The sequence below is a fragment of the Sphingobium sp. SCG-1 genome, assembly GCF_002953135.1.
GTDB lineage: Bacteria > Pseudomonadota > Alphaproteobacteria > Sphingomonadales > Sphingomonadaceae > Sphingobium.
Map to the genome: position 1 here is coordinate 3,086,976 of NZ_CP026372.1, position 20,196 is coordinate 3,107,171.

General features: G+C 62.3%; 19 protein-coding genes. 6 read left to right on the forward strand and 13 right to left on the reverse strand.

Annotation, left to right across the window (positions count from 1 at the left end; translation table 11 throughout):
• Positions 1-231: 231 nt before the first annotated feature.
• The 6 genes from recA to dapA all read right to left on the reverse strand — a co-directional run bounded on the left by recA (position 232) and on the right by dapA (position 6,462).
• Entirely contained in the window at positions 232-1,332 is a 1,101-nt protein-coding gene (gene recA / locus C1T17_RS14040; RefSeq protein ID WP_223262617.1) for a recombinase RecA, read from the reverse strand.
• Positions 1,333-1,453: 121 nt separating this feature from the next.
• Entirely contained in the window at positions 1,454-1,837 is a 384-nt protein-coding gene (locus C1T17_RS14045; RefSeq protein WP_104953980.1) for a response regulator, read from the reverse strand.
• Between the two features lie 84 nt (positions 1,838-1,921).
• Positions 1,922-4,369 carry an ATP-binding protein gene (locus tag C1T17_RS14050; RefSeq protein ID WP_104955238.1) on the reverse strand — a complete coding sequence of 816 codons (2,448 nt, stop codon included), beginning with the start codon at positions 4,367-4,369 and terminating at the stop codon, positions 1,922-1,924.
• An 81-nt stretch (positions 4,370-4,450) separates the two neighbouring features.
• A complete protein-coding gene (locus C1T17_RS14055; RefSeq protein WP_104953981.1) occupies positions 4,451-5,041 on the reverse strand; it encodes a DUF2062 domain-containing protein in 591 nt (196 codons plus the stop codon).
• On the reverse strand, positions 5,042-5,524 hold the full coding sequence (smpB, locus tag C1T17_RS14060; protein ID WP_104953982.1) for an SsrA-binding protein SmpB: 483 nt from the start codon (positions 5,522-5,524) through the stop codon (positions 5,042-5,044).
• Between the two features lie 59 nt (positions 5,525-5,583).
• The gene (dapA, locus tag C1T17_RS14065) at positions 5,584-6,462 is read right to left on the reverse strand and encodes a 4-hydroxy-tetrahydrodipicolinate synthase (protein ID WP_104953983.1); all 879 of its coding nucleotides are present in this window, start codon (positions 6,460-6,462) and stop codon (positions 5,584-5,586) included.
• A 98-nt stretch (positions 6,463-6,560) separates the two neighbouring features.
• Between dapA and C1T17_RS14070 the strand changes: the two genes are divergently transcribed.
• Positions 6,561-8,654 (forward strand): lytic transglycosylase domain-containing protein, encoded by a 2,094-nt coding sequence (locus C1T17_RS14070; protein WP_104953984.1) that lies wholly within the window; start codon positions 6,561-6,563, stop codon positions 8,652-8,654.
• Positions 8,655-8,773: 119 nt separating this feature from the next.
• Positions 8,774-9,259, forward strand: a complete 486-nt coding sequence (greB, locus tag C1T17_RS14075) for a transcription elongation factor GreB (protein ID WP_104953985.1) — start codon at positions 8,774-8,776, stop codon at positions 9,257-9,259.
• Here the strand turns inward: greB and C1T17_RS14080 are convergent.
• The 7 genes from C1T17_RS14080 to C1T17_RS14110 all read right to left on the reverse strand — a co-directional run bounded on the left by C1T17_RS14080 (position 9,256) and on the right by C1T17_RS14110 (position 15,834).
• The gene (locus C1T17_RS14080; RefSeq protein ID WP_104953986.1) at positions 9,256-10,047 is read right to left on the reverse strand and encodes a polyphosphate kinase 2 family protein; all 792 of its coding nucleotides are present in this window, start codon (positions 10,045-10,047) and stop codon (positions 9,256-9,258) included. The genes greB and C1T17_RS14080 overlap by 4 nt on opposite strands.
• A 70-nt stretch (positions 10,048-10,117) precedes the next feature.
• On the reverse strand, positions 10,118-10,318 hold the full coding sequence (locus tag C1T17_RS14085; protein ID WP_104953987.1) for a hypothetical protein: 201 nt from the start codon (positions 10,316-10,318) through the stop codon (positions 10,118-10,120).
• A 100-nt stretch (positions 10,319-10,418) separates the two neighbouring features.
• Positions 10,419-11,984: an alkaline phosphatase D family protein gene (locus C1T17_RS14090; RefSeq protein ID WP_104953988.1), complete on the reverse strand. Its 1,566-nt coding sequence runs from the start codon at positions 11,982-11,984 to the stop codon at positions 10,419-10,421.
• A gap of 205 nt (positions 11,985-12,189) precedes the next feature.
• A complete protein-coding gene (locus C1T17_RS14095; RefSeq protein WP_145959009.1) occupies positions 12,190-12,744 on the reverse strand; it encodes a Swt1 family HEPN domain-containing protein in 555 nt (184 codons plus the stop codon).
• A gap of 31 nt (positions 12,745-12,775) precedes the next feature.
• Entirely contained in the window at positions 12,776-13,414 is a 639-nt protein-coding gene (locus C1T17_RS14100) for a DUF5343 domain-containing protein (RefSeq protein WP_104953990.1), read from the reverse strand.
• A gap of 667 nt (positions 13,415-14,081) precedes the next feature.
• Positions 14,082-15,269, reverse strand: a complete 1,188-nt coding sequence (locus tag C1T17_RS14105) for a 2OG-Fe(II) oxygenase (protein ID WP_104953991.1) — start codon at positions 15,267-15,269, stop codon at positions 14,082-14,084.
• Between the two features lie 148 nt (positions 15,270-15,417).
• Positions 15,418-15,834, reverse strand: a complete 417-nt coding sequence (locus C1T17_RS14110; protein WP_104953992.1) for a hypothetical protein — start codon at positions 15,832-15,834, stop codon at positions 15,418-15,420.
• Between C1T17_RS14110 and C1T17_RS14115 the strand changes: the two genes are divergently transcribed.
• The 4 genes from C1T17_RS14115 (at position 15,833) to C1T17_RS14130 (ending at position 19,817) form a co-directional block, all read left to right on the forward strand.
• Positions 15,833-18,499 carry a M1 family metallopeptidase gene (locus C1T17_RS14115; RefSeq protein ID WP_104953993.1) on the forward strand — a complete coding sequence of 889 codons (2,667 nt, stop codon included), beginning with the start codon at positions 15,833-15,835 and terminating at the stop codon, positions 18,497-18,499. The two genes, C1T17_RS14110 and C1T17_RS14115, sit on opposite strands and share 2 nt — an antisense overlap.
• Positions 18,500-18,705: 206 nt before the next feature.
• Positions 18,706-18,927, forward strand: coding sequence for a hypothetical protein (locus tag C1T17_RS14120; RefSeq protein WP_104955239.1), 222 nt, complete (start codon positions 18,706-18,708; stop codon positions 18,925-18,927).
• Between the two features lie 360 nt (positions 18,928-19,287).
• The gene (locus C1T17_RS14125) at positions 19,288-19,494 is read left to right on the forward strand and encodes a cold-shock protein (RefSeq protein WP_104953994.1); all 207 of its coding nucleotides are present in this window, start codon (positions 19,288-19,290) and stop codon (positions 19,492-19,494) included.
• Between the two features lie 125 nt (positions 19,495-19,619).
• On the forward strand, positions 19,620-19,817 hold the full coding sequence (locus tag C1T17_RS14130) for a hypothetical protein (protein ID WP_104953995.1): 198 nt from the start codon (positions 19,620-19,622) through the stop codon (positions 19,815-19,817).
• The last annotated feature ends 379 nt before the right edge of the window (positions 19,818-20,196 follow it).

Genomic DNA, 20,196 nt, shown 5'->3' on the forward strand with positions numbered 1-20,196 from the left:
CGCCACCCACTACCGGAGCGGGACCGAGGCCCGACCTACGCCAAAGCGCACTCGATGCCGAAACTGAAGCCGAAACTAAAGCCGACGCTGACGCCTCACCAAACGATCTCACGCCCCATAATGATAAAGGCCCGCGGCGTTCTCACGCTGCGGGCCTTTCGGATCATGAAACGGCAAGCAGGAGCCTCCACGCCAAGATGCCGGGTTGTACGTGCCCGGCGGCTCTCGCGTTTAGGCTTCCCCGTCTTCCGCTTCGTCGGGTTCGGGACCGGTCATCATGCCTTCCGCAACCTTCTCGGTCTTGGTGCGAATGGCTTTCTCGATCTTATCGGTGATCTCGGGATTTTCCTTGAGGAACGTCTTGGAATTCTCGCGGCCCTGCCCGATGCGGATCGAGTCATAGGAGAACCATGCGCCGGATTTCTCGACGATCCCGGCCTTCACACCGAGGTCGAGGATTTCACCGATCTTGGAAATGCCTTCGCCATACATGATGTCGAATTCGACTTGCTTGAACGGCGGCGCGACCTTGTTCTTCACGACCTTCACGCGGGTCGCGTTGCCGACAATATCGTCGCGATCCTTGATCTGGCCCGTGCGGCGAATGTCAAGGCGGACGGACGCATAGAATTTCAGCGCATTGCCGCCCGTCGTGGTTTCCGGATTGCCGTACATCACGCCAATCTTCATGCGCAGCTGATTGATGAAGATCACCATGCAGCGCGAACGACTGATCGAACCCGTCAGCTTGCGCAGCGATTGCGACATCAGACGCGCCTGCAGGCCCACATGGCTGTCGCCCATTTCGCCTTCGATTTCCGCACGCGGCACCAGCGCGGCCACCGAGTCCACCACCAGAACGTCGATGGCATTGGAACGCACCAGCGTGTCCACGATCTCCAGCGCCTGCTCACCCGTATCAGGTTGCGACACGATCAGTTCGTCGATGTTGACGCCCAGTTTCTTCGCATAGACCGGATCGAGCGCATGTTCCGCGTCCACGAACGCCGCTGTGCCGCCGCCCCTCTGCGCTTCGGCGATGACATGTAGCGCCAGCGTCGTCTTGCCCGAACTTTCCGGTCCATAGACTTCGATCACGCGACCGCGCGGCAGTCCACCCACACCCAATGCAATATCAAGGCCAAGGCTGCCCGTCGAAATCGCCTCGACCTGCATCGTCTCCTTGGAACCCAGCCGCATGGCCGATCCCTTGCCGAACGCGCGGTCGATCTGCGCCAGTGCGGCATCCAGCGCCTTCTGCCGGTCCTGTCCAGTCTTATCCATAGTCCCCGTCTTCTTGTCGGAATCAATCAGTTTCAGCATTGCTGTCATCACATGGTCTCCTGTCAAGCAATCCGGACACAATGCCGAACCGAGAGGAGCGCCCAAGCGGGCGCTTGGGCATCATGTATCGCATTTGTTCTCAGTGAACAAGAGGGGAACAGAATAAACTTCAGGCCGAGGCGCGGCCGGTATTCAGTCCACTCGCCAGCACCTTGTCCAGTGCCCGCTCCACTGCCCCGATCGTGAAGGGTTTCGCCAACGTCGGCCGATCCTCAAAGGTCGTAGGCACATCGTCGGAACTACCGCCAGTGGCGAACAGGAACGGCGTCCCCTGGTTCGCAAGCGCTTCGGCGACCGGCCAGGACTTCTCCCCTTGGAGATTGCAGTCGACGATGGCCGCATCGAAGCCACCCTGATCCACCAGCGCGCAGGCTTCGGATACCGTCGCCGCCACGCCGTGCACGCCATAGCCCAGCGTTTCGAGAAAATCCTCCAGCATCATGCCGATCATGGCTTCGTCTTCAACCACCAGAATGGATTTAGTTGCCGTCATGATCGTCCGCGATTCCCGAAATACCGAAATCTGTGTTTCGGTGGCGAAAGGAGGACTGTCGCTAACCTATGATGCGCGGCTTGCCTAGTGCCTTTCCCCTTGATCTGAAGCAATGCCATCAGGCGCTTTATCACCGCCATCGGGAGCCATCGGGGCGTATGCGATCAAGGTATCCCGCGCAGATTCAGCAAGTTGACTTACAGAAAACGGCTTGGGCAGGAAATTGACGTTCGGAATGTCGATGGACTTGCGCAGTTGCTCCTCGGCATAGCCCGACATGAAAAGCACCGGCAAAGTGGGATGCGCCTGCCGCGCCTGCGCCACCATGGTCGGCCCGTCCATATTGGGCATGACCACGTCGGAAATGAGCAGGTCGATATGTCCGCCCGAGGCGTATGTGGATTCGAGCATCTCCAGCCCCTGCTCGCCATCCGAAGCGGCCAGCACCGTATAGCCCTGCCGCGCCAGCGCACGTTCGGCCACGGTGCGCACCATGTCCTCGTCCTCGACCAGCAGGATGGTCCCGGTGCCCCACACTTCACTGCGCTTGTCCGGGAGGCGCGGCTTCTCCGGTTCCGCAGGTTTGCCCACCGAGGCATAGACCGGAAGGTAGATGACGAAGCTTGCGCCCTGCCCCGGTTCTGACTCGGCGAAGATAAAGCCGCCCGACTGCTTCACGATGCCATACACGGTCGAGAGGCCAAGGCCGGTGCCCTTGCCCACTTCCTTAGTGGTAAAGAACGGCTCGAAGATCTTGGCCAGAAGGTCCGGCGGAATGCCCGTACCCATGTCGGACACACGCAGGGCGGTGTAATCACCGACGGGCAGCACTTCATGCCGCATCTCGCGGACTTTGGCAGCGGGAACGGCATAGGTCTGAATGTTGAGCGTACCGCCATCGGGCATCGCATCGCGCGCATTGACGGCGAGATTGATGATGACCTGTTCCAATTGCCCCGGATCGGCGCGCACCGCGCCCAGGTTACGGCCATGGCTGACCATCAGCTTCACATTCTCGCCCAGCAGGCGGTTGAGCAAGTTGGAGACATCCGCGACGATATCGGGCAATTGCAGAACCTGCGGCCGCAGCGTCTGCTGGCGGGAGAACGCGAGCAACTGCCGCGTCAGGCCCGCCGCGCGATTGCTGTTCGACTTGATCTGCTGAATGTCGTCATAATCGCTGTCGCCCGGCGTGTGCCGCATCAGCATCAGGTCACAATGGCCGATAATGGCGGTTAATATGTTATTGAAATCATGGGCGACGCCTCCCGCAAGCTGACCGATAGCCTGCATCTTCGTGGCTTGCGCGACTTGCCGCTTCAGCTTGCTTTCCTCGCTGTTGTCCTTGAGGCTGAGCAGCACTGCCGCTTCGCCAAGGCCGCGCACGCCCGCCAGGCTGAGCGCCACCGGCTCATCGGGCTGCACGCGCATCCGCACCGCGATATCGCCCGACATCTGCGGGCCGACAGCAAAGCGGCGCACGGAATCGGCCACCGCCGCCTGATCTTCACGGATGACGAGATCGCCGGGATAGGTAGGCTTCTCGCCCGCCTTCAGGCCGACCGCGCGGGAGAATGCATTGTTCAGGAACAGCACGCGCCCGTCCCGGTCCGCCATGGCAAGGCCGAAGGGCAGCAGCGACAGCAGCGTCTCGATATAGGAGAGCGCCGAGGTGCCATCCATGCTGCCGCCCTGCTCGTCGAGCATCAGGATCAGCATCGGCCCTTCCGCCGTGCCGCGCTTCATCGGCACCTGTAACAGGCGGATCGGCAGCGCGCTGCCTTCCTCACGCGCGAAGAACACGCGCCCCTTCTCATCGATGCGCAGATAGCTCGCAAAGTCGCGGCCGGTGATATTGGCGTCGATCCTTCCCGACGCACGGAGCAAGAAGGCGCCATTCGCGGCCCGTATTCGCCCCTCGCCGCCGATCATCACCGCCATGATGCCCGCCTCGGTAAGCTGACGCCCCGCCTCGCCCGTCAGCATCCGATTGAAATCGTCGATGATGCTCACTTGTCGCACAGGCGTGAAGCGCCAGAGAAGATAGTCCTCCGAACGCCCCGTGCGCGTCACGTCAGCGTCCAGCCGCATTGCGCCGCGACCTATTCCCGCAGCCCTGCCCTCACCATCGGACCATGCCGCGCGCCCCGCCGCGGCCAACCGCTCCGCCTCCGATGTCTCAAGCGGCAGGTCGGGCGGCGTCGGGAAACCGGGAAACCATTCCCCATACAGATCGCTGGCGCAGACCAGCCGCCCGGAACGATCGGTTACGGCGATGGCCATGCTGGACGCATCGGCAGCGGCGCGCGCCACGGTCCAGTCGGGAACGGCATCCAGATCGACGGCTTCGTTAGGGAACAATCGCGTGAACCATGCGCCTAACGCCGCCACCGCGATCAGCGCCGCCGCGAATCCGCCCGCCAGCGCAGGTTGGCCCACGACGAAGTAAATGAGTCCCGCGCAGGCAAGCGCTGCAACTCCCAGCATCGGCAAAAGCCCGCGCAACGGCCGTGGCGCCGCCATCGCAAGCATCTCGTTCTTTTGCGATATAGTGCCCTGTGCCGCCATAAGGTGGCGCTCTCCCGTCAACCTGAGCGTGTCAGGCAGCGCGGGTCAGACGGCTGCCGTTTCTTCCATAGAACCGGATTTGCCGCACTTGCCAATCCTCAATTTGCGCGCATGCCATTTCCGGCTCATGCGGATACGCCAGAAACCCACCGCGATGAGGTAGCCCACCGCCGCCGACACCACGGAGATAACCGCCAGCCCGAACAGCATGGCGGGCGCCGCTTCGGAGAACAGCCATGCCATCCACTGCTGGACGCCGGCATGATTGTGCACCAGCGCCATGAAGCCCGACGCATCGGCGGTCCGCCCCAGCATGAAATTGCCGACATAGACCGACGCCCACAGGATGAATGGTGTCGTCGCGGGATTGCTGAGGAACGTCATCGCCGCCGCCACCGGAATATTGGCCCGCACCGGCAGCGCCAGCAAGGCCGCCCCCGCGATCTGGATACCGGGGATCAGCAGGAAAATGCCCACGAGCAGCCCCAGCGCCACGCCGCGCGGCACCGACCGTCGCGTAAAGCGCCACAACGATGGCTCCAGTACGCGATGCGCCACGGGCGCGATGAAGCGGTTATGCTCCATCGACTCGCGGGTCGGGGCATTGGCATGCCACCATCGCGTCAGGCGGCTCATCTAGCCGCGATCCTTCATGATGCGCGCCGCGTCCCGCTTCCAGTCGCGATCCTTGATGACCTCGCGCTTGTCGTGCAGCTTCTTGCCCTTGGCGATCGCCAGTTCGACCTTGGCCCGGCCTTTGCTGTTGAAATAGACCATCAGCGGCACGATCGTCATGCCCTGCCGCTCGACCGCGCTGTGCATCTTGTTGATCTCGCGCTCATGCAGCAGCAGCTTGCGCGGGCGCTTGGGTTCGTGGTTCTCGCGGTTGCCATGGCTATATTCGGGGATGTTGCTGTTCACCAGGAAGACCTGGCTCCCCTTCACCTCGGCATAGCTTTCGGCGATCGATCCCTCGCCGCCTCGCAAGGCTTTCACTTCGGTGCCCTGCAAGGCGATGCCCGCTTCGAACACGTCCTCGATGAAATACTCGAAGCGCGCGCGCCGGTTCTCGGCGACGATCTTCTTCTTGTCGAACGTTTCGGGACGGGGGCGGGCCATGATTTCCTAAATTAACAAACGTGACGTCATGCCACCGCGATATGGGTATAGACGAACCGTCAGACCAGTCCCGCAATCTCCAGCGCCCGGTCGACGGCCGTGCGGCTGGCGTCCGAAGGCCATGTGATCGGCAGGCGCAGATTCGTCGGCATGTCGGGCCGAAGACGCGACAGGGCATATTTGACTGGCCCAGGTGAAGAATCGCTGAACAGCGCGTCGTGCAGGGGATAGAGCCGATCCTGCAACGCCAGCGCCGCCGTCCAGTCGCCGCTGGTGCAGGCCGCCTGGAAGTCGGCGCACAGCTTCGGGGCGACGTTCGCCGTCACCGATATGCAGCCTACCCCGCCCATCGCGTTGAATCCCAGCGCCGTTTCGTCATTGCCGGACAACTGGCAGAAGTCGGTCCCGCAGGCGAGGCGCTGTGCGGTGACACGGCCCAGATTTCCGGTGGCGTCCTTTATGCCGACGATCGACTGGAACTCTTCGGCCAGCCGGAACAGCACCGGCACGCCGATGTCGGTGATCGTCCGGCTCGGCACGTTGTACAGGATGATCGGCAAGTCGCAGTGCTGCGCCAGATAGGCGAAATGCTGATAGACGCCTTCCTGATTGGGCTTGTTGTAATAAGGCGCGACGACCAGCGCCGCGTTTGCCCCTGCCGCCTGCGCCGCATACATGTGCTCCAGCGCGATCTTCGTGTCGTTCGATCCGCATCCGGCGATCACGGGCACCCGCCCCGCCGCCTGATCGACGCAGATGGCGACGACGCGATTATGCTCCTCGACCGTCATCGTGGCGCTTTCGCCCGTGGTGCCGCAGGGCACCAGTCCGGCGCTTCCCTCGTCGATCTGCCAGTCGACGAATGCGCGGAAGGCGTCTTCGTCCAACGCTCCGTCGCGGAAAGACGTCACCAGAGCCGGTATGGACCCGGAGAACATGCAAAATCTCCTTCAAAACGCCGGATTTTCCGGGCATAGTACGAAATGCACCCGCGCAGGCACGGTATTCAGCGCCTGATAAGGAACCTGCCCCCATAATGTCCAGCATGGTCACGTCAACGCCCCAGGTCCGCAATCGCTTCTTCCGGACCGCTCTCATTGTCCTTCTGTCGTCCACCGCCGCAGCCAGCGCGCAAACCGAAGCACCGACGCAGCTCCTGCCGCCGTCGATGCAGCAGCCCGCGTCTGCGCAGCCCGCCATGGTGCAGCCGATCCCCGGATCGAGCGGCTGGGATGCCGCGCGCGCACAAGTCGGCGTGTCGCAGGATACGCAGATCGTCGGCGCGATCAACGAATGGCGGCGCCTGCAACAGAGCGACGGCCTCGGCTTCTCCTCCTACGCCAGCTTCATCACGACCTATCCTGATTGGCCGGGCGAGGACCGGATGCGGCGGCTGGCGGAAACGTCGATCAACCCCAATGCCTACGAACCCAATCAGGTCGTGGCCTTCTTCGCCCGCTTCCCCGCCCGGACCGCCGTGGGTCACGCCCGCAATGCCGTCGCGCTTTCGGCCATCGGCCGCATGGCGGAAGCGAAGGTCGCGGCGAAAACCGCATGGACGACGGGCGCGCTTTCTCCGCAGGACGAAGCGCAATTGATGTCGCTGTTCGGCAGCAATTTCTCGACCGCCGATTACGACAAGCGTGCCGACGTACTGCTCTTCGCCCGCGCCAATGCCGGGGCGGAGCGCATCCTCGCCTACACCTCGCCTGCCCGCCGCCCGGTTTTCGCCGCGCGGATAGCGCTCCAGCGCAAGGCGCCTGACGCCATGGCGCAGATGCAGGCCGCCGAGGCCTATGGCGCCAGCGATCCGGGCTTCCTCAACGACAAGGCCACATGGTTGCGCGACAGCGGCAACAGCATCGCGGCGCGCACATTACTTTCGCAGCGCCAGACGCTTTCGACCCCGCCCGGCGACCCGGAAAAGTGGTACGAAACGCTGCTTACCAACGCCCGCGCGGCGGCGAACGACAGCCAGTGGAGCTACGCATGGGGCATCGCCAGCAAGGTCGATGACGCGTACCCCGCTGGGATAGCCGTCCGCGACCGCAGCATCGGCGAGCGTGACGATTACACGAGCCTCACTTGGCTTGCAGGCACCACCGCCTTCTACAATCTCGGCCGCCCGCGCGACGCGATCGGCATGTTCCAGCGCTACGCCACCGCAGCCCGCTCCCCGCAGACGATCTCCAAAGGCTTCTACTGGGCAGGCCGCGCCGCCCTCGCCAGCGGCGATCCTGCCGGAGCCAACGCCTTCTTCCAGCAAGCCGCCGCCTACCCCGATCAGTTCTACGGCCAGTTGTCCCTGGAACGGCTCGGCCGCCCCGTACCCGCGCCAGCACCCGCCGTGATGACCGCCGTCACCGAAGCGGATCGCGCCGCCTTCGCCAGCCGCAGCGTCGTGCGCGCCGCGCGAGCACTGGGGAAAATGGGCTATTGGGAAGACCAGAGCAAATTCGTCCGCGCCATAGCCGCCAGCGCCGACGATCAGCAGAGCCATCTCCTCTCCGCCGAACTCGCCCTCACATTGGGCCGTCCTGACCTGGGCGTCATGGTTGGACGTCGTGCTGTATCGGACGGCCTGTCCGGCTATGGCCGCGCCAGCTTCCCCAGCGTGCCCGTCCCATCCGGCCATCAATCCAACTGGACGATGATCCACGCCATTGCGCGTCAGGAGAGCCAGTTCGACCGCGCCGCCGTCAGCCACGCGGGCGCACGCGGCCTCATGCAACTCATGCCCGGCACCGCGCGCGAGACAGCGGGCAAGATCGGCCTTGGCTACAACATGTCCGCCCTCACCACCGATCCCAGCTATAATATTCAGCTTGGCAGCACCTACTTCCAGAAGATGCTCGATTATTATGGCGGCAGCTATCCCCTCGCCGTCGCCGCCTACAACGCTGGTCCCGGCAACGTGAACAAATGGATTCGCGCCAACGGCGACCCCCGCATGGGCGGATCGGACATGCTCCGCTGGATCGAGATGATCCCGATTTACGAAACGCGCAGCTACGTCCAGCGCGTGCTGGAAAACGCCGTCGTCTATGACGCGATCAATCCCTCGCAGGCCCGGTTCAAGGGGACCACCGCGCCGCTCAGCCGCTATCTGGGCAAGAACACGCCCGGATAGCGCCAAACCCCGTTCGCCCTGAGCGAAGTCGAAGGGCAAAGCTGAGCGAAGACGAAGCCATTTCTCGTCCGCTCGGCAAAGCACCTCGATTTCGCAGAACCTGAACGGTACAAGCACCAATGACGCCCCATCCCAACTACATCACGCCGCAAGGCTACGCCGCCCTGCGCGCCGAATACGACCAGCTTCTCGGCGTCGAACGCCCCCGCATCGTCGAAGTCGTAAGCTGGGCGGCGGGCAACGGCGACCGCTCCGAAAACGGCGACTATCTCTACGGCCGCAAGCGCATGCGGGAGATCGACGGACAACTGCGCCGCTTGTCCAAGAAGATGAAGGACGCCAAGGTCATCGATCCGTCGCAACAGCCCGACAAGAGCCGCGTCTATTTCGGCGCGACCGTCACGATCGCCGACGAAGACGACAACCACCGCACCGTTACCATCATCGGCAATGACGAAACCGACACCGATCAGGGCCGCATCGGCTGGGGCGCACCCCTCGCCCGCGCGCTCCGCTCCGCCGCCGTCGGCGACGTCCGCAAGGTCATGCTCCCCGCTGGCGAGAAGGAATATGAAGTCCTGGCGATCAGCTACCCCGAAGCTTAACTCATCTTCTTGGGCTTATACCCAAACGCTTGCCTGGCGAGCGCCACCACAGCCGGATCGACCTCGGGCATATCCATCGGCACCAGCTTCTCCAGCGTATCCGCGACATAGGTCAGCGCCGCGATCCTCCCGGCCTTGCGGCTGTTATTGTCGACTACCTTCCACGGCGCATGCTCGGTATCAGTCTTCTTGAACATGTCGTGCATGGCCGCGAGATACTCCGCCCGCTTGTTCCGGTTGCGGTAATCGTCCTCGCCCGTCTTCCATCGCTTCCACGGCGTATCCAGCCGCTCGGCAAGCTGCTTGTCCTGCGTTTCCTGCGTGATGTGGATGAACAGCTTGACGATGTTCGTGCCCGAATTGACCTGCTGCGCCTCGAAATCGTTGATCTCGCCAAAGGACCGCTTCCACTCCGCCTTGCTGCAGAAACCCTCGACTCGCTCGACCAGCACGCGGCCGTACCAACTGCGGTCGAAGATCGCGATGTTGCGGCTGGCGGGGAGCCGGTTCCAGAAGTGCCACAGATAATGGTGGTCGCGCTCTTCCTCGGTCGGTGCGGAGATCGGCCAGACGTGGAAGTATCGCGGGTCCCACTCCGCCGCCATCCGCTGGATGATGCCGCCCTTACCCGCCGCGTCCCATCCCTCGAACAGAATGACGCTCCGCTTGCCGTGGACGATATGCGCCACCTGCACCTTGGCCAAGCGCTCCTGAAGCGCGGCAAGTTCGGTTTCATAGTCGCCCGTGAACTTGGCGCCGGTCTCATAGTCGTCGAGCTTTATGGTCATGACGAGAGCCTACATCATTCGCCGCCCCGCGAGTAGGGCATCATCCATACAGTGAAGGTGAGGCTCGATTTCAGCCGTCGATCGCCTTGCGCACCCGGTCGCGGACGGCGGTGATGCGCGCGGCGGCTTCCGAAAAGGTGATGACATCCGCCCGGTTGCCGTTGGCCCGTGCGTCCTTCGCCGAGTCATTATATCCCTCAAGGTCCGTCTCAAGCGCGTCGACCAGGATTTCGGCTTCGTCTTCGGTAAAGGTCAGGGTGATGTTCTTCATGGGATCGGTCTCCTTTGCAGGGGCACTTATGACGCCGACTTAACAAGCGCAACCCGAATGCGGTTTCGTTGAAGACCGGTTTTTACCGTCAACTTCACGCTCAGCTTGCGATGTTGAGCGCGGGTCGCCCGTGCTCCACGGTGATCGTCGCCGCGGTAGAGATCGGCGCGCCGGGCTGGGTTATCATCGGCACCGTCCGGCACTGCGTCTGCCAATCGGCGGGCGTCACGTCGCACATCAAATAGCCGCGCCGGTCGCCCGAATATTTGAGGAACGGATTGCGCGCCTTCACTCGCTCCGCCCCCGCTCGCTTGTCCGCGCCATCGCCGCCGGAGGTGATCGACGTCGCGACGAACTCCACTGCAACAGCATCACCCTCCCCCTTCCCGCGCCGCAATTCCCCCGCGAAATTCTGATGCTCGTCCCCGGTCAGCACCACCACATTGCCTAGCCCCGCAAACCGCGAGAGCAACCGTTCGCGCGGAGCATCATAGCCGCCCCAGCTATCCATGTTGCGCGTCTCCACCGGTTGCTCCCCCAACCGCCGGTCGAGCGGCATCATCATCACCTGTTGCGCGATGGCGTTCCACCGCCCCGCCTTCTGCCGCAGGTTCCCGTCCAGCCACGCCTCCTGCGCCGCGCCCAGCACCTGCGCCTTTACGTCCCCCACCCCCGCGCAGACGGCCACAAACCCGTCCCCGCACGGCTGGTCGCTGCGGAACTGCCGCGTGTCCAGGAAATGCAGGTCGAGCAGATTGCCGTACAGCGCCCGCCGATACACCTGCATGCCGCTAGCGCCCGGAAACGCCGATTTGCGCAGCGGCATATGTTCGTAAAACGCCTGAAACGCCGCCGCCCGGCGCAGCGCGAACACCTCGGGCGGCACCTTGTACTTGCTGTCGAGGCCGACCCAGTTGTCCTCCACCTCATGATCGTCCGGCGTCACGAACCACGCGGCGGCGGCATGCGCGTCCTGCAAATCGGTGTCGAGCTTCGTCTGCGTGTAGCGGCGGCGATAATCGTCCAACGTGAAGGTCGCTTGCCCCCAATGCCGACGCACGAAATGACGCTCGCTGCCGTCATAGTCGTACTTCATCCCATTGCCGCGATCTTCGTAAATATAATCGCCATAGTGGAACACGAACGCCGCGTCCTCGTCCGCCAGATGCCGGAAGGCCGTATAATAGCCCTCCTGATAATGCTGGCAGCCCGCCACCGCAAAGCGCACCCGGTCGACCGCCGCGCCCGGCAGAGGCAGCGTCATCGCCTGGCCCCGCATCGATTTCTCCGCGCCCACCCGAAAGCGATACCAGTATGGCCGCGCGGGTTTCAGGCCCGCCACTTCGACATGGACGCTGTGCGCCAGTTCGGGTCGCGCCAGTTCCGTGCCCTTCGCCACGATATCGCGCATCGCCATGTCGGAGGCGACTTCCCAGTCCACCGCGACCGGCGCCATCGGCATGCCGCCATGCGCGTCCATCGGATCGGGGCACAGCCGCGTCCAGATCACGAAGCCATCCGCCACCGGATCGCCCGCCGCCACGCCCAGCGAAAAGGGATCGGCCACAAACAACTGCTGCGCGCGCAGGATAGCCGGCGCCGCCAGCAGCCCCGACCCTGCGGCCAGCGTTCCCAGAAGCGATCGGCGCGTAAAGCGATGAGTCATGGTCCGTCCCGACAGGCGATCAAAGCACGCCCCCCAACCCCCTAGCGCGCCTTTACGACACTATGGCGAAAGGGTGCGGGGTGTCGAGGGGGGACGACTGGCCGGGAGCGGACCGGCAGGCTCCATTTTTATGTGAGAGGAACGGTCGCTCAACTAACCAAAGCTCCTCATGCTCGAGGCAATTGCCGCCTATTCTAAGTCCTAGTCATGACATCAGGCGAAACCATGAGCGGACTGCCAAATTAAGGCGGTCTTGCTCAAGCTCGTCGGTAGGATTGCAGTGTGCGATAGGCCCACGAAGCAGGTTTAGCTGATTCGAGACGTTACTGACAGCAGACTTGGAATTAAAGACGGGTTCGAACAACTCCCAATTGTCCGTTATGATCTGCGATAGCTCGCCAAAGGTAGTATAATCTATCAGATCGTCCGATCGCGGCGTAATGCCGCTGTCGACCTCCTTCCTATGACGAGGCGAGACTTGATCACGGATGCGTTTCTCGTCGACGCGATCGCTTTGCCACCAGTCCGCTCCTTCCGCCTCGAACATGATGTCCGACACAAGGCGCCTGATAGAGTTTTCAAGACAATAGAAGATCTCGTAAAATTCTGACATGCGAGATGCTTCTGAGCGAAGCGCGGCTTCGAACTGTTCGTACTCGGCGGCCTTTCGGCCTTTCGCACGGCGCGGCTCCCATCCTAAATCCACCCCGAACGCTTGCTCGATCCGCGACATGTCCGAGGCGATCTGAAGACCGCTCATCCCAAACGCGCGAATCAGACCGTCAGGACGACTAGGCATCGGAGGGTCTCAACAGGTGCTCCTTCAGGCTCTTGAAGATCGCATTGAATACCTCCGGGTCCGAGGTCGCCGGAAGATTCAAGTTTATTGTATAACCGAGGTTCAACCCGAACGACTGTGGTGAGATTGGAGTCTCGGCAGAAGGCTGCGTGGGCTTGTCATAGACTGGTATTGGCGCTGGCCCTGAAGGTGCCGGTTCGATTAACGGCGAGAAGTTCGCGAAGGTCTTCAGGTGCTTGATGCAAGCGCAGACCATCTTGACGGGACCCGCGTCGTGCGCTTGACCTGTTTCTTCCGTCACCAGACCTAAAAGAGCGTCGTCTGAGAGTTCGTGCATGAACTCGTTGCGAAGATACAAAGGTGCGTAGGCGATGCGAATTGACGCAGCGACCGCCGCTCCGGACTGAGCGGGATTTCGAAATTTCTTGTATATCTCACTGGGCGAGCCGTCCGCACTCGTAAATCCGATTTTCTTTAGGAACGAGGTCATCTGGTCGCCAGATCCTCCAGGAACCTTCAAGATCGTTTTCACAAAATCCTGGCTTACTTTTTCCGGCACTGCGGCTTGCTTGATCCCGATCAGCGCGCGGTCAATGTTGCCAGGGGAGGTTACGTAGGGAAGGGTTGCCATCTAAAGTCCAAATTATTGTTCATGAGCAGCAACGACAAAACGTACAAGGATTGCAAGAAAATTGTTTCGGTCCGAACACGATGCGAGCGCTTGGCCGCCTTTTACTCGGTATCTGGCGCAGCGCTTCTCAAGCGAAGGACAGCTTACGAGACCGCGACGGCACGTGGTGATCGGTCGGCAACGGCCCAAATCCTCCTGTCCTACACCCCACCCCCTGCGCTACACCCTCGCGCGTGTCTCAGGCTGAAAGCCCTGCACGCAGTCCGCGCCAAGTCCCTTGTCGATGCTGCCGCACCAATGCGGCCGGATCGCACAGCCAGATGGTTCCCGGCTGCACCTGTGCATTGGCGAATTCATGCCCCAAGGCATTGCGGGCCGCAGCGCCCCTTGAAGCGCTGCGACACTATCCTTGGGCGGGGACGCTCTGGCTGGCCTCAAGACTATGGGAAACAAGGGAGCGCGCGGCATGGAAAATTCGGTTTCGTTTCACGCGCCCCACGCTGCCACGCAATGCGCAGGACAGCGCTGCATGACGCTCGCGGGCGCGCGGACCCTCTCCGCCGCAAGGGCCGCCGGGGAGCCACTGGGGGTGACGTAGCGTGACTTTCGTGACCTTCCAGACATAATCGGGCCTCCGGGCCGGGCGCCCGCCGCGCCGCGATCCGCCTTATCGCTGCTTCGCCGTCCGCTTGCCCGACGCCGCCCTGACTGCCCCAGCCCTGCCCGGCGCAGCCTTCCGCTTCGGCCTGGCCATCACCGACGCCACTACATTCTTCCGCAATTCCGCATCCGCCAGATATTGCGCATTCTCCAGGCGGATCGCGGCGGCGGCTTCATCGTAGAGGAAGGGCAGGATGCAATAGCGTGATCCCCGCGTGACCGGCGTCGCCTCGTGCAGCAGGGAGCAGGAGAAAACCACCGCCCCGCCGGTCGGCGGGCGATAGGTCCGCATCCCGAACTCGGGGAAGCGCAGGTCGCCGCCGTCATAGTCCCCGGCGTTGAGGTTGATCGACACGGCAAAGCGGCGATGCGCGGTGCCCAGCGTCGTATTGTCCTTGTGCGGGCGGAAGTAGCCGCCGCTGTCCGCATCGTACCGCGCGATCAGATAACGCTCCATCCGCGTCACCTGAAACTGGAACGCGCGCTGGATCTGCGGCACCAGCCGCCGCATGATCCGCGCCTGCAACGCGTTGCGCAACGCGTCGTCCTCGATCAGGCAGTCGCTGCGCCGCTTGTGGCTGTGGTCGACGACCATGATCGTGTTGCCGCTCGCCGGGTCGGTCTTCATATAGCCGCTGTCCTGCGGCCCGCTCGCCTCGCAATAGGCGATATAATCGCGGCACAGCTCCGGCTCCAGCAGGTTGGGGATCTGGAGCACGGGGGCCGCGCTCTGCATGTCCTGCGCGGGATTAGCCAGGGGGGCGAGTTCCGCGCAGAGCCGGGCATGGTGCGTCGCCGGGTCTTCGATGGGCAGGACGGCCAGCACGCGAAGCGCCGGATCGAGTATCCAGCTCGTGAGCGACAACCGCTGCCCGTCTTCCCCAAGGCACCCGAACGTCCGGGCCAGCGCGCCATCATGGTCCCAGAATATGCGGATGCCGGGATAGCGATCGACAAGGCGCTTGTCCGCCTCGTCCTGCGGATCGCTGGAGACCAGGAAGATGCTGGCGAAGCTGTCGTCGAACGGCCCCGCCGCGCTGTAAAGCTGTTGCAGGAAAGCGTCGACGCCCGGCACGCGCGAACTGGCGATGAAGCTGACGACGACGTACCGCCCCGCGACGCTATCGAACGCATAGCGCGGATTGCCGATGCCGCGGGCATAGAGAGTGGGAACGGGATCGCCGGGTGCAAACATGGCCCACTCTATCGCTGACTCGTGTTTAATAACAGGTTGCGGCGTCTGTCGCCGAGCAACGCCACAGACATATTTTCTTACAATCGCGCGGAGGTTGCGCAACACCAGCTTCCTATTTCCTGACAGTCGCCGCGCCGCGCGGCTTTGTTCAGGAGACGATTATGTCTATTCGCTTGCCCCTTCTTTGCGCCATCGCCATCGCGGCAGTCCCGGTCTCCGTATCGGCAAAAGGCCCCGCCGATACCCGCATCCGCCCCGCCGTCACCGAAGCGCAGAAGAACCCTTCCGCCGAGCGCCACTCGCGGACAATCAAGTGCCACCATGAGTCGAGCAAAGCGACGACCTGCCACGGATATAACCACATGGCGGAACAGCGCCGTCTGGCCGCAGCGGGACAACTCGCCTCCAGCCGGTGATGCCGCTCGAATGGAGAGCCGCCGCTGAACGCGGTCGGCTCCCCGTCCCGAAGATTGTTATAATGTTGTGACTTGACGAAAGGATCGAAAAGCAGGAACCCGTTGGTATCAGGCGCATCCGCGCTCATCCATTCCGAGGATACCTCCATGGCTCTGCATTCCCTTCTGCGCTCGCTGTGCATGACAGCCGCGCCGCTCGCCCTTTCCGTCAGCGCGTCCGCCCAGACTGCTCCCGCCCCCACGCCATCAAGCGGCCCCGCCGCCAATGTGACGACGCAACTGCCTCGCGGAATCGTGCCGACGCACTACGCGATCACGGTCACGCCAGACGCCTCCAACCTGAAATTCGCGGGCAAGGTCGCCATCGACGTAACGCTGTCCAGTCCGAGCAATAACATCACGCTCAACGCGGCGGACCTCACAATCGGCAACGTCTCCATCGCGGCCGCCGGCGGCAAAGCGATCAACGGCACCGCGGCAATCAATGCCGATGCGCAAACCGCGACGCTGAAGTTCGCGAAAGCACTAACGCCCGGTCAATATGTGCTGTCGATCGATTATACCGGCATCATCAATACGCAGGCGAACGGCCTGTTCGCCCTCGATTACACCGACAACGCGGGCAAGGCGAAGCGCGCCCTGTTCACGCAGTTCGAAGCGCCCGACGCACGCCGCTTCGTACCAAGCTGGGATGAGCCGAGCTACAAGGCGACCTTCGACCTGACCGCAATCGTGCCCTCCGATCAACTCGCGGTCGGCAATATGCCGGTGAAGGCGCGCAAGGATTTGGGCAAGGGTCTGACGCAGGTGACGTTCGGCACTTCGCCGAAGATGTCATCCTATCTGCTGTTCTTCGGCCTCGGCGAACTGGACCGCGCCACCAAGATGGCCGGCGCGACCGAGATCGGCGTGATCACTGGCAAGGGCAACACCGGAAAGGCGCAACTGGCGCTGGATGGCGCGGCCGAGATCCTGCCCTATTATAACGACTATTTCGGCACGCCCTTCCCACTGCCGAAGCTGGATAACGTGGCTGGGCCGGGGCAGAGCCAGTTCTTCTCTGCGATGGAGAATTGGGGCGCGATCTTCACTTTCGAACGCGCGCTGCTGGTAGATCCCAAATTCACGTCCGAAGCGACGACACGCCGCATCTACGAAACCGTCGCGCATGAAATGGCGCATCAGTGGTTCGGCGATCTGGTGACGATGGCGTGGTGGGACGACCTTTGGCTGAACGAGGGCTTCGCAAGCTGGATGGCGACGAAAGTGACCGACAAGTTGAAGCCGCAATGGGAGATGCTGCTCAATCGCGTCGGCAACAAGGAAAGCGCGATGAGCCTCGACGCATTCACCACGACGCATCCCGTCGTGCAGAAGATCACGACGGTGGATCAGGTCAATCAGGCATTCGACTCCATCACCTACGAAAAGGGAGAGGCGGTCATCTCTATGCTGGAGGCTTTTGCGGGTGAGGATGTGTGGCGCACGGGCATCCGAGATTACATGAAGGCTCACGCCTATGGGAACACGCAGACCGACGATCTCTGGCGCGCCGTCGAAGGCGCAGGCGCGAAGGGGCTGGTTGCCATTGCGCACGACTTCACCACGCAGCCGGGCATTCCGCTGGTGAAGGTAGAGAACGCACAATGCAAAGGCGGCTCAACCACACTCACGCTGAGCCAAAGCGAGTATAGCCGCGACGCCAAGGGCAAGACGCCGCTCCGCTGGAACGTCCCGGTTGGCGCGCAGACCATTGGTGGCGCGAAGCAAAGCCTGATCCTGAACGGCACCGGCACGATCACTTTGCCCGGCTGCGGCGCTTACGTCATCAACGCCGGACAATCGGGCTACTACCGCTCGCTTTACCCGGCGACGAATGTGCAGGCGCTGACAAAGGGGTTCACGACGCTTCCCGCAATCGATCAGCTCGGCTTGATGGCCGACAATTGGGCACTGGCGATCGGCAACTATCAACCTATCAGCCTTCCGCTGGACATGATCGCGGCGGTGCCGAGCAATGCCAGTCCTGCGGTGCTGTCGGCCGTGCCTGGATATTGGGAGGCCACCTACGAGATGGCCGAGGGCCAGGCCGATTTGCAGGGCAAGCTATCAGCCTTCGCGTCGGCACGCCTGACGCCAGTCCTGACCAGCATCGGCTACGATGCGAAGGCTGGCGAGAACGCCCAGATCCCGTTGCTCCGCCAGAACCTTGTGGAAACGCTTGGTGCCGTCGGCGACAAGGCCGTGGTCGCGGAGGCCAACCGGCGCTTTGCCGCGCTGGCGACTAACCCCGATGCGCTGAACGGACCCCTGAAGAATGTATGGCTGCGGATCATCGCCGCCAACGCGGATCAGGCGACTTGGGACCAGCTGCGCAAGATGGCCAACAGCGCGCCGACCGATCTGGAGAAGAGCCAACTCTTCGCGCAATTAGGTTATGCCAAAGACCCGAAGCTGGGGCAGCAAGCCCTGGACTTGGCACTGACCGATGAGCCGGGCAAAACAACGAGCGCGGCGATCATCGCTGCGGTCGGCACCGCTCACGACATGTTAGCAGTCGATTATGTGTTGGCGCATCGCGAGCAGTACAACGCGCTTATTGACGTGTCGGCACGATCGCAGGCCCTTGCCCGGTTGGGTGGCGGTTCCGCCGATCCGGCGATGGCGGCCAAGCTGGACGCGTTCGCAACGCAATATCTGACGCCAGAATCGCGCAAGGTCGTGGATCGCGCAATTGCCGCAATCAAGGCGCGGAGCGAAACGCGTGCCCGCGTTGCGCCAGAACTGGCGACATGGTTGGCAAAGCGGAAGTGATGCGCACAACTTTGTGATGCCGGAAAGGAGTGCGGTGGCAGCGCTGCCGCACCCTTTTCCCCGCCTCTCAGAGGTGGCCAAAATGCCGGGGCGACTTTTGCAGGCATTGCTGCTATGGTCCTCAAGTCGCGCGCCAATGTTCAACGGGAATGCCGCGGTGGGAGAATGCAAAGTATCTCCGCCTGCCTGCCACGAAGGACATACTCATGAGCCGCGCCATCAACCTTTCCGCCGATACCGACACCGTCACGACCTTATGCGGCAAACACGACATCCGCATTTCGAGCATCGAGCCGCTGGAGTCGGGCGGCACGCGCGTAGTCTTGTTGACGGCGGATGGCGCTGACGATGTGCGTCGCCGGATGAAGAACCAGGTTCTCGAAGGCCCGGTAGTGCGCTCGGGACTCTACATGGCGCGGCGTCGCTGACTGCCACGTCCGTCACCTGCGTCAGGCGGCTGACCGAATAAAGGCGACACGTGCGACGAACCGTGCTATTCGTCTTTCATCGTATGGAAACTGCCCGCAAGCCTTCATACGGCCGAGAGACCCGAACGCGCTCCCGCTTGCCCGTCAAGAGGAGCGTCTTCCTGGAAGACCTCAAGCGCTTTTCTCACTTTTTCGATTTTGCCGTTGGCGCGCCGAGATTGTCGCGCGGTTGATGGCCAACTCTTTCGACGCGTCGGCCGGAGCCGGACGACGCGCTGTCATATTCGACTTTCCGGCACCATATCGACCCGCGCCATCGCATTGGCAAAGCGCGGGTATGACTACCCAAAGGAACTACCTATGCCTATCGGCACCGTAAAATTCTTCAACGCAGACAAGGGCTATGGCTTCATTGCTCCCGAAGACGGCGGCAATGACGCTTTCGTGCACATCACTGCGGTTGAAGCAGCCGGCATGCACACGCTGACCCAGAACCAGCGCGTGTCCTATGAACTGGAGCCCGACAAGCGCGGCAAGACCGCAGCGGTCAATCTCCAGGCAGCCTAAAAGCTGACGGATACGGCGGCGGGATGTGTGGCAGAGATGCCCCGCCCGCCGCCGCTTCCATGGTGGCGCGGATCGTCGCCCTATTTCCCTCTTTGGCCCCAATCTCCAGATAGAGGACATTCATCATGAGCCATTCCGACTTCTGCCGCCAGCAAGCCGCCAAGGCGCAGGCTGATGCAGATGCCACCCAATTGCACAATGTGCGCGACCGCTGTCTCCGCTCGATGGCTGCTTGGACCGACATGGCGGACCGCGCCGAACGCGTGGCTGCTGAACGTGAGGTTCGCGAAGCAGCGTCTGCGGCAGCACGTATATTATCGTAGAGTCGGCGAAACGTAACTCCTGTACGGTAAGCCGTTAAGACTCCTTCGTTCTGACGTGATATACCTATGTGGTTCCGTAAAAACATACGGATAAAAAGAGCGCTATAAAATGCGTCGCCGTTCCCACGCTGGAATATCGGTTCCATAGGAGAGGGAGTGATATCGTCATGGACGTGAATTATCTTTTACACAGACAACAGGTCTCGCTCGTTCAGGCGGAACGGGCGAAATCGCCGGAGGGTCGGGCCGCTCACCTCGGACTGGCTCGGGCCTATCGTGAACGCGTAGAGGCCTATCGAATAGGTAACCGCGAGGCCGCCATTCATTAGGCCACACAATTCAGACGGGCGCCGCTGTAAAACTGTCATTCATGTTGATG

Coding starts and splice junctions, on each gene's coding strand:
- C1T17_RS14115 (WP_104953993.1), top strand. CDS start 15,833: ATGGCTCTGCATTCCCTTCTGCGCTCGCTGTGCATGACAGCCGCGCCG.
- smpB (WP_104953982.1), bottom strand. CDS start 5,524: ATGGCCCGCCCCCGTCCCGAAACGTTCGACAAGAAGAAGATCGTCGCC.
- C1T17_RS14055 (WP_104953981.1), bottom strand. CDS start 5,041: ATGAGCCGCCTGACGCGATGGTGGCATGCCAATGCCCCGACCCGCGAG.
- C1T17_RS14105 (WP_104953991.1), bottom strand. CDS start 15,269: ATGTTTGCACCCGGCGATCCCGTTCCCACTCTCTATGCCCGCGGCATC.
- C1T17_RS14120 (WP_104955239.1), top strand. CDS start 18,706: ATGAGCCGCGCCATCAACCTTTCCGCCGATACCGACACCGTCACGACC.
- C1T17_RS14110 (WP_104953992.1), bottom strand. CDS start 15,834: ATGGAGGTATCCTCGGAATGGATGAGCGCGGATGCGCCTGATACCAAC.
- greB (WP_104953985.1), top strand. CDS start 8,774: ATGACGCCCCATCCCAACTACATCACGCCGCAAGGCTACGCCGCCCTG.
- C1T17_RS14045 (WP_104953980.1), bottom strand. CDS start 1,837: ATGACGGCAACTAAATCCATTCTGGTGGTTGAAGACGAAGCCATGATC.
- recA (WP_223262617.1), bottom strand. CDS start 1,332: ATGACAGCAATGCTGAAACTGATTGATTCCGACAAGAAGACGGGGACT.
- C1T17_RS14125 (WP_104953994.1), top strand. CDS start 19,288: ATGCCTATCGGCACCGTAAAATTCTTCAACGCAGACAAGGGCTATGGC.
- C1T17_RS14090 (WP_104953988.1), bottom strand. CDS start 11,984: ATGACTCATCGCTTTACGCGCCGATCGCTTCTGGGAACGCTGGCCGCA.
- C1T17_RS14130 (WP_104953995.1), top strand. CDS start 19,620: ATGAGCCATTCCGACTTCTGCCGCCAGCAAGCCGCCAAGGCGCAGGCT.
- C1T17_RS14080 (WP_104953986.1), bottom strand. CDS start 10,047: ATGACCATAAAGCTCGACGACTATGAGACCGGCGCCAAGTTCACGGGC.
- C1T17_RS14050 (WP_104955238.1), bottom strand. CDS start 4,369: ATGCTTGCGATGGCGGCGCCACGGCCGTTGCGCGGGCTTTTGCCGATG.
- C1T17_RS14070 (WP_104953984.1), top strand. CDS start 6,561: ATGTCCAGCATGGTCACGTCAACGCCCCAGGTCCGCAATCGCTTCTTC.
- C1T17_RS14095 (WP_145959009.1), bottom strand. CDS start 12,744: ATGAGCGGTCTTCAGATCGCCTCGGACATGTCGCGGATCGAGCAAGCG.
- C1T17_RS14100 (WP_104953990.1), bottom strand. CDS start 13,414: ATGGCAACCCTTCCCTACGTAACCTCCCCTGGCAACATTGACCGCGCG.
- dapA (WP_104953983.1), bottom strand. CDS start 6,462: ATGTTCTCCGGGTCCATACCGGCTCTGGTGACGTCTTTCCGCGACGGA.
- C1T17_RS14085 (WP_104953987.1), bottom strand. CDS start 10,318: ATGAAGAACATCACCCTGACCTTTACCGAAGACGAAGCCGAAATCCTG.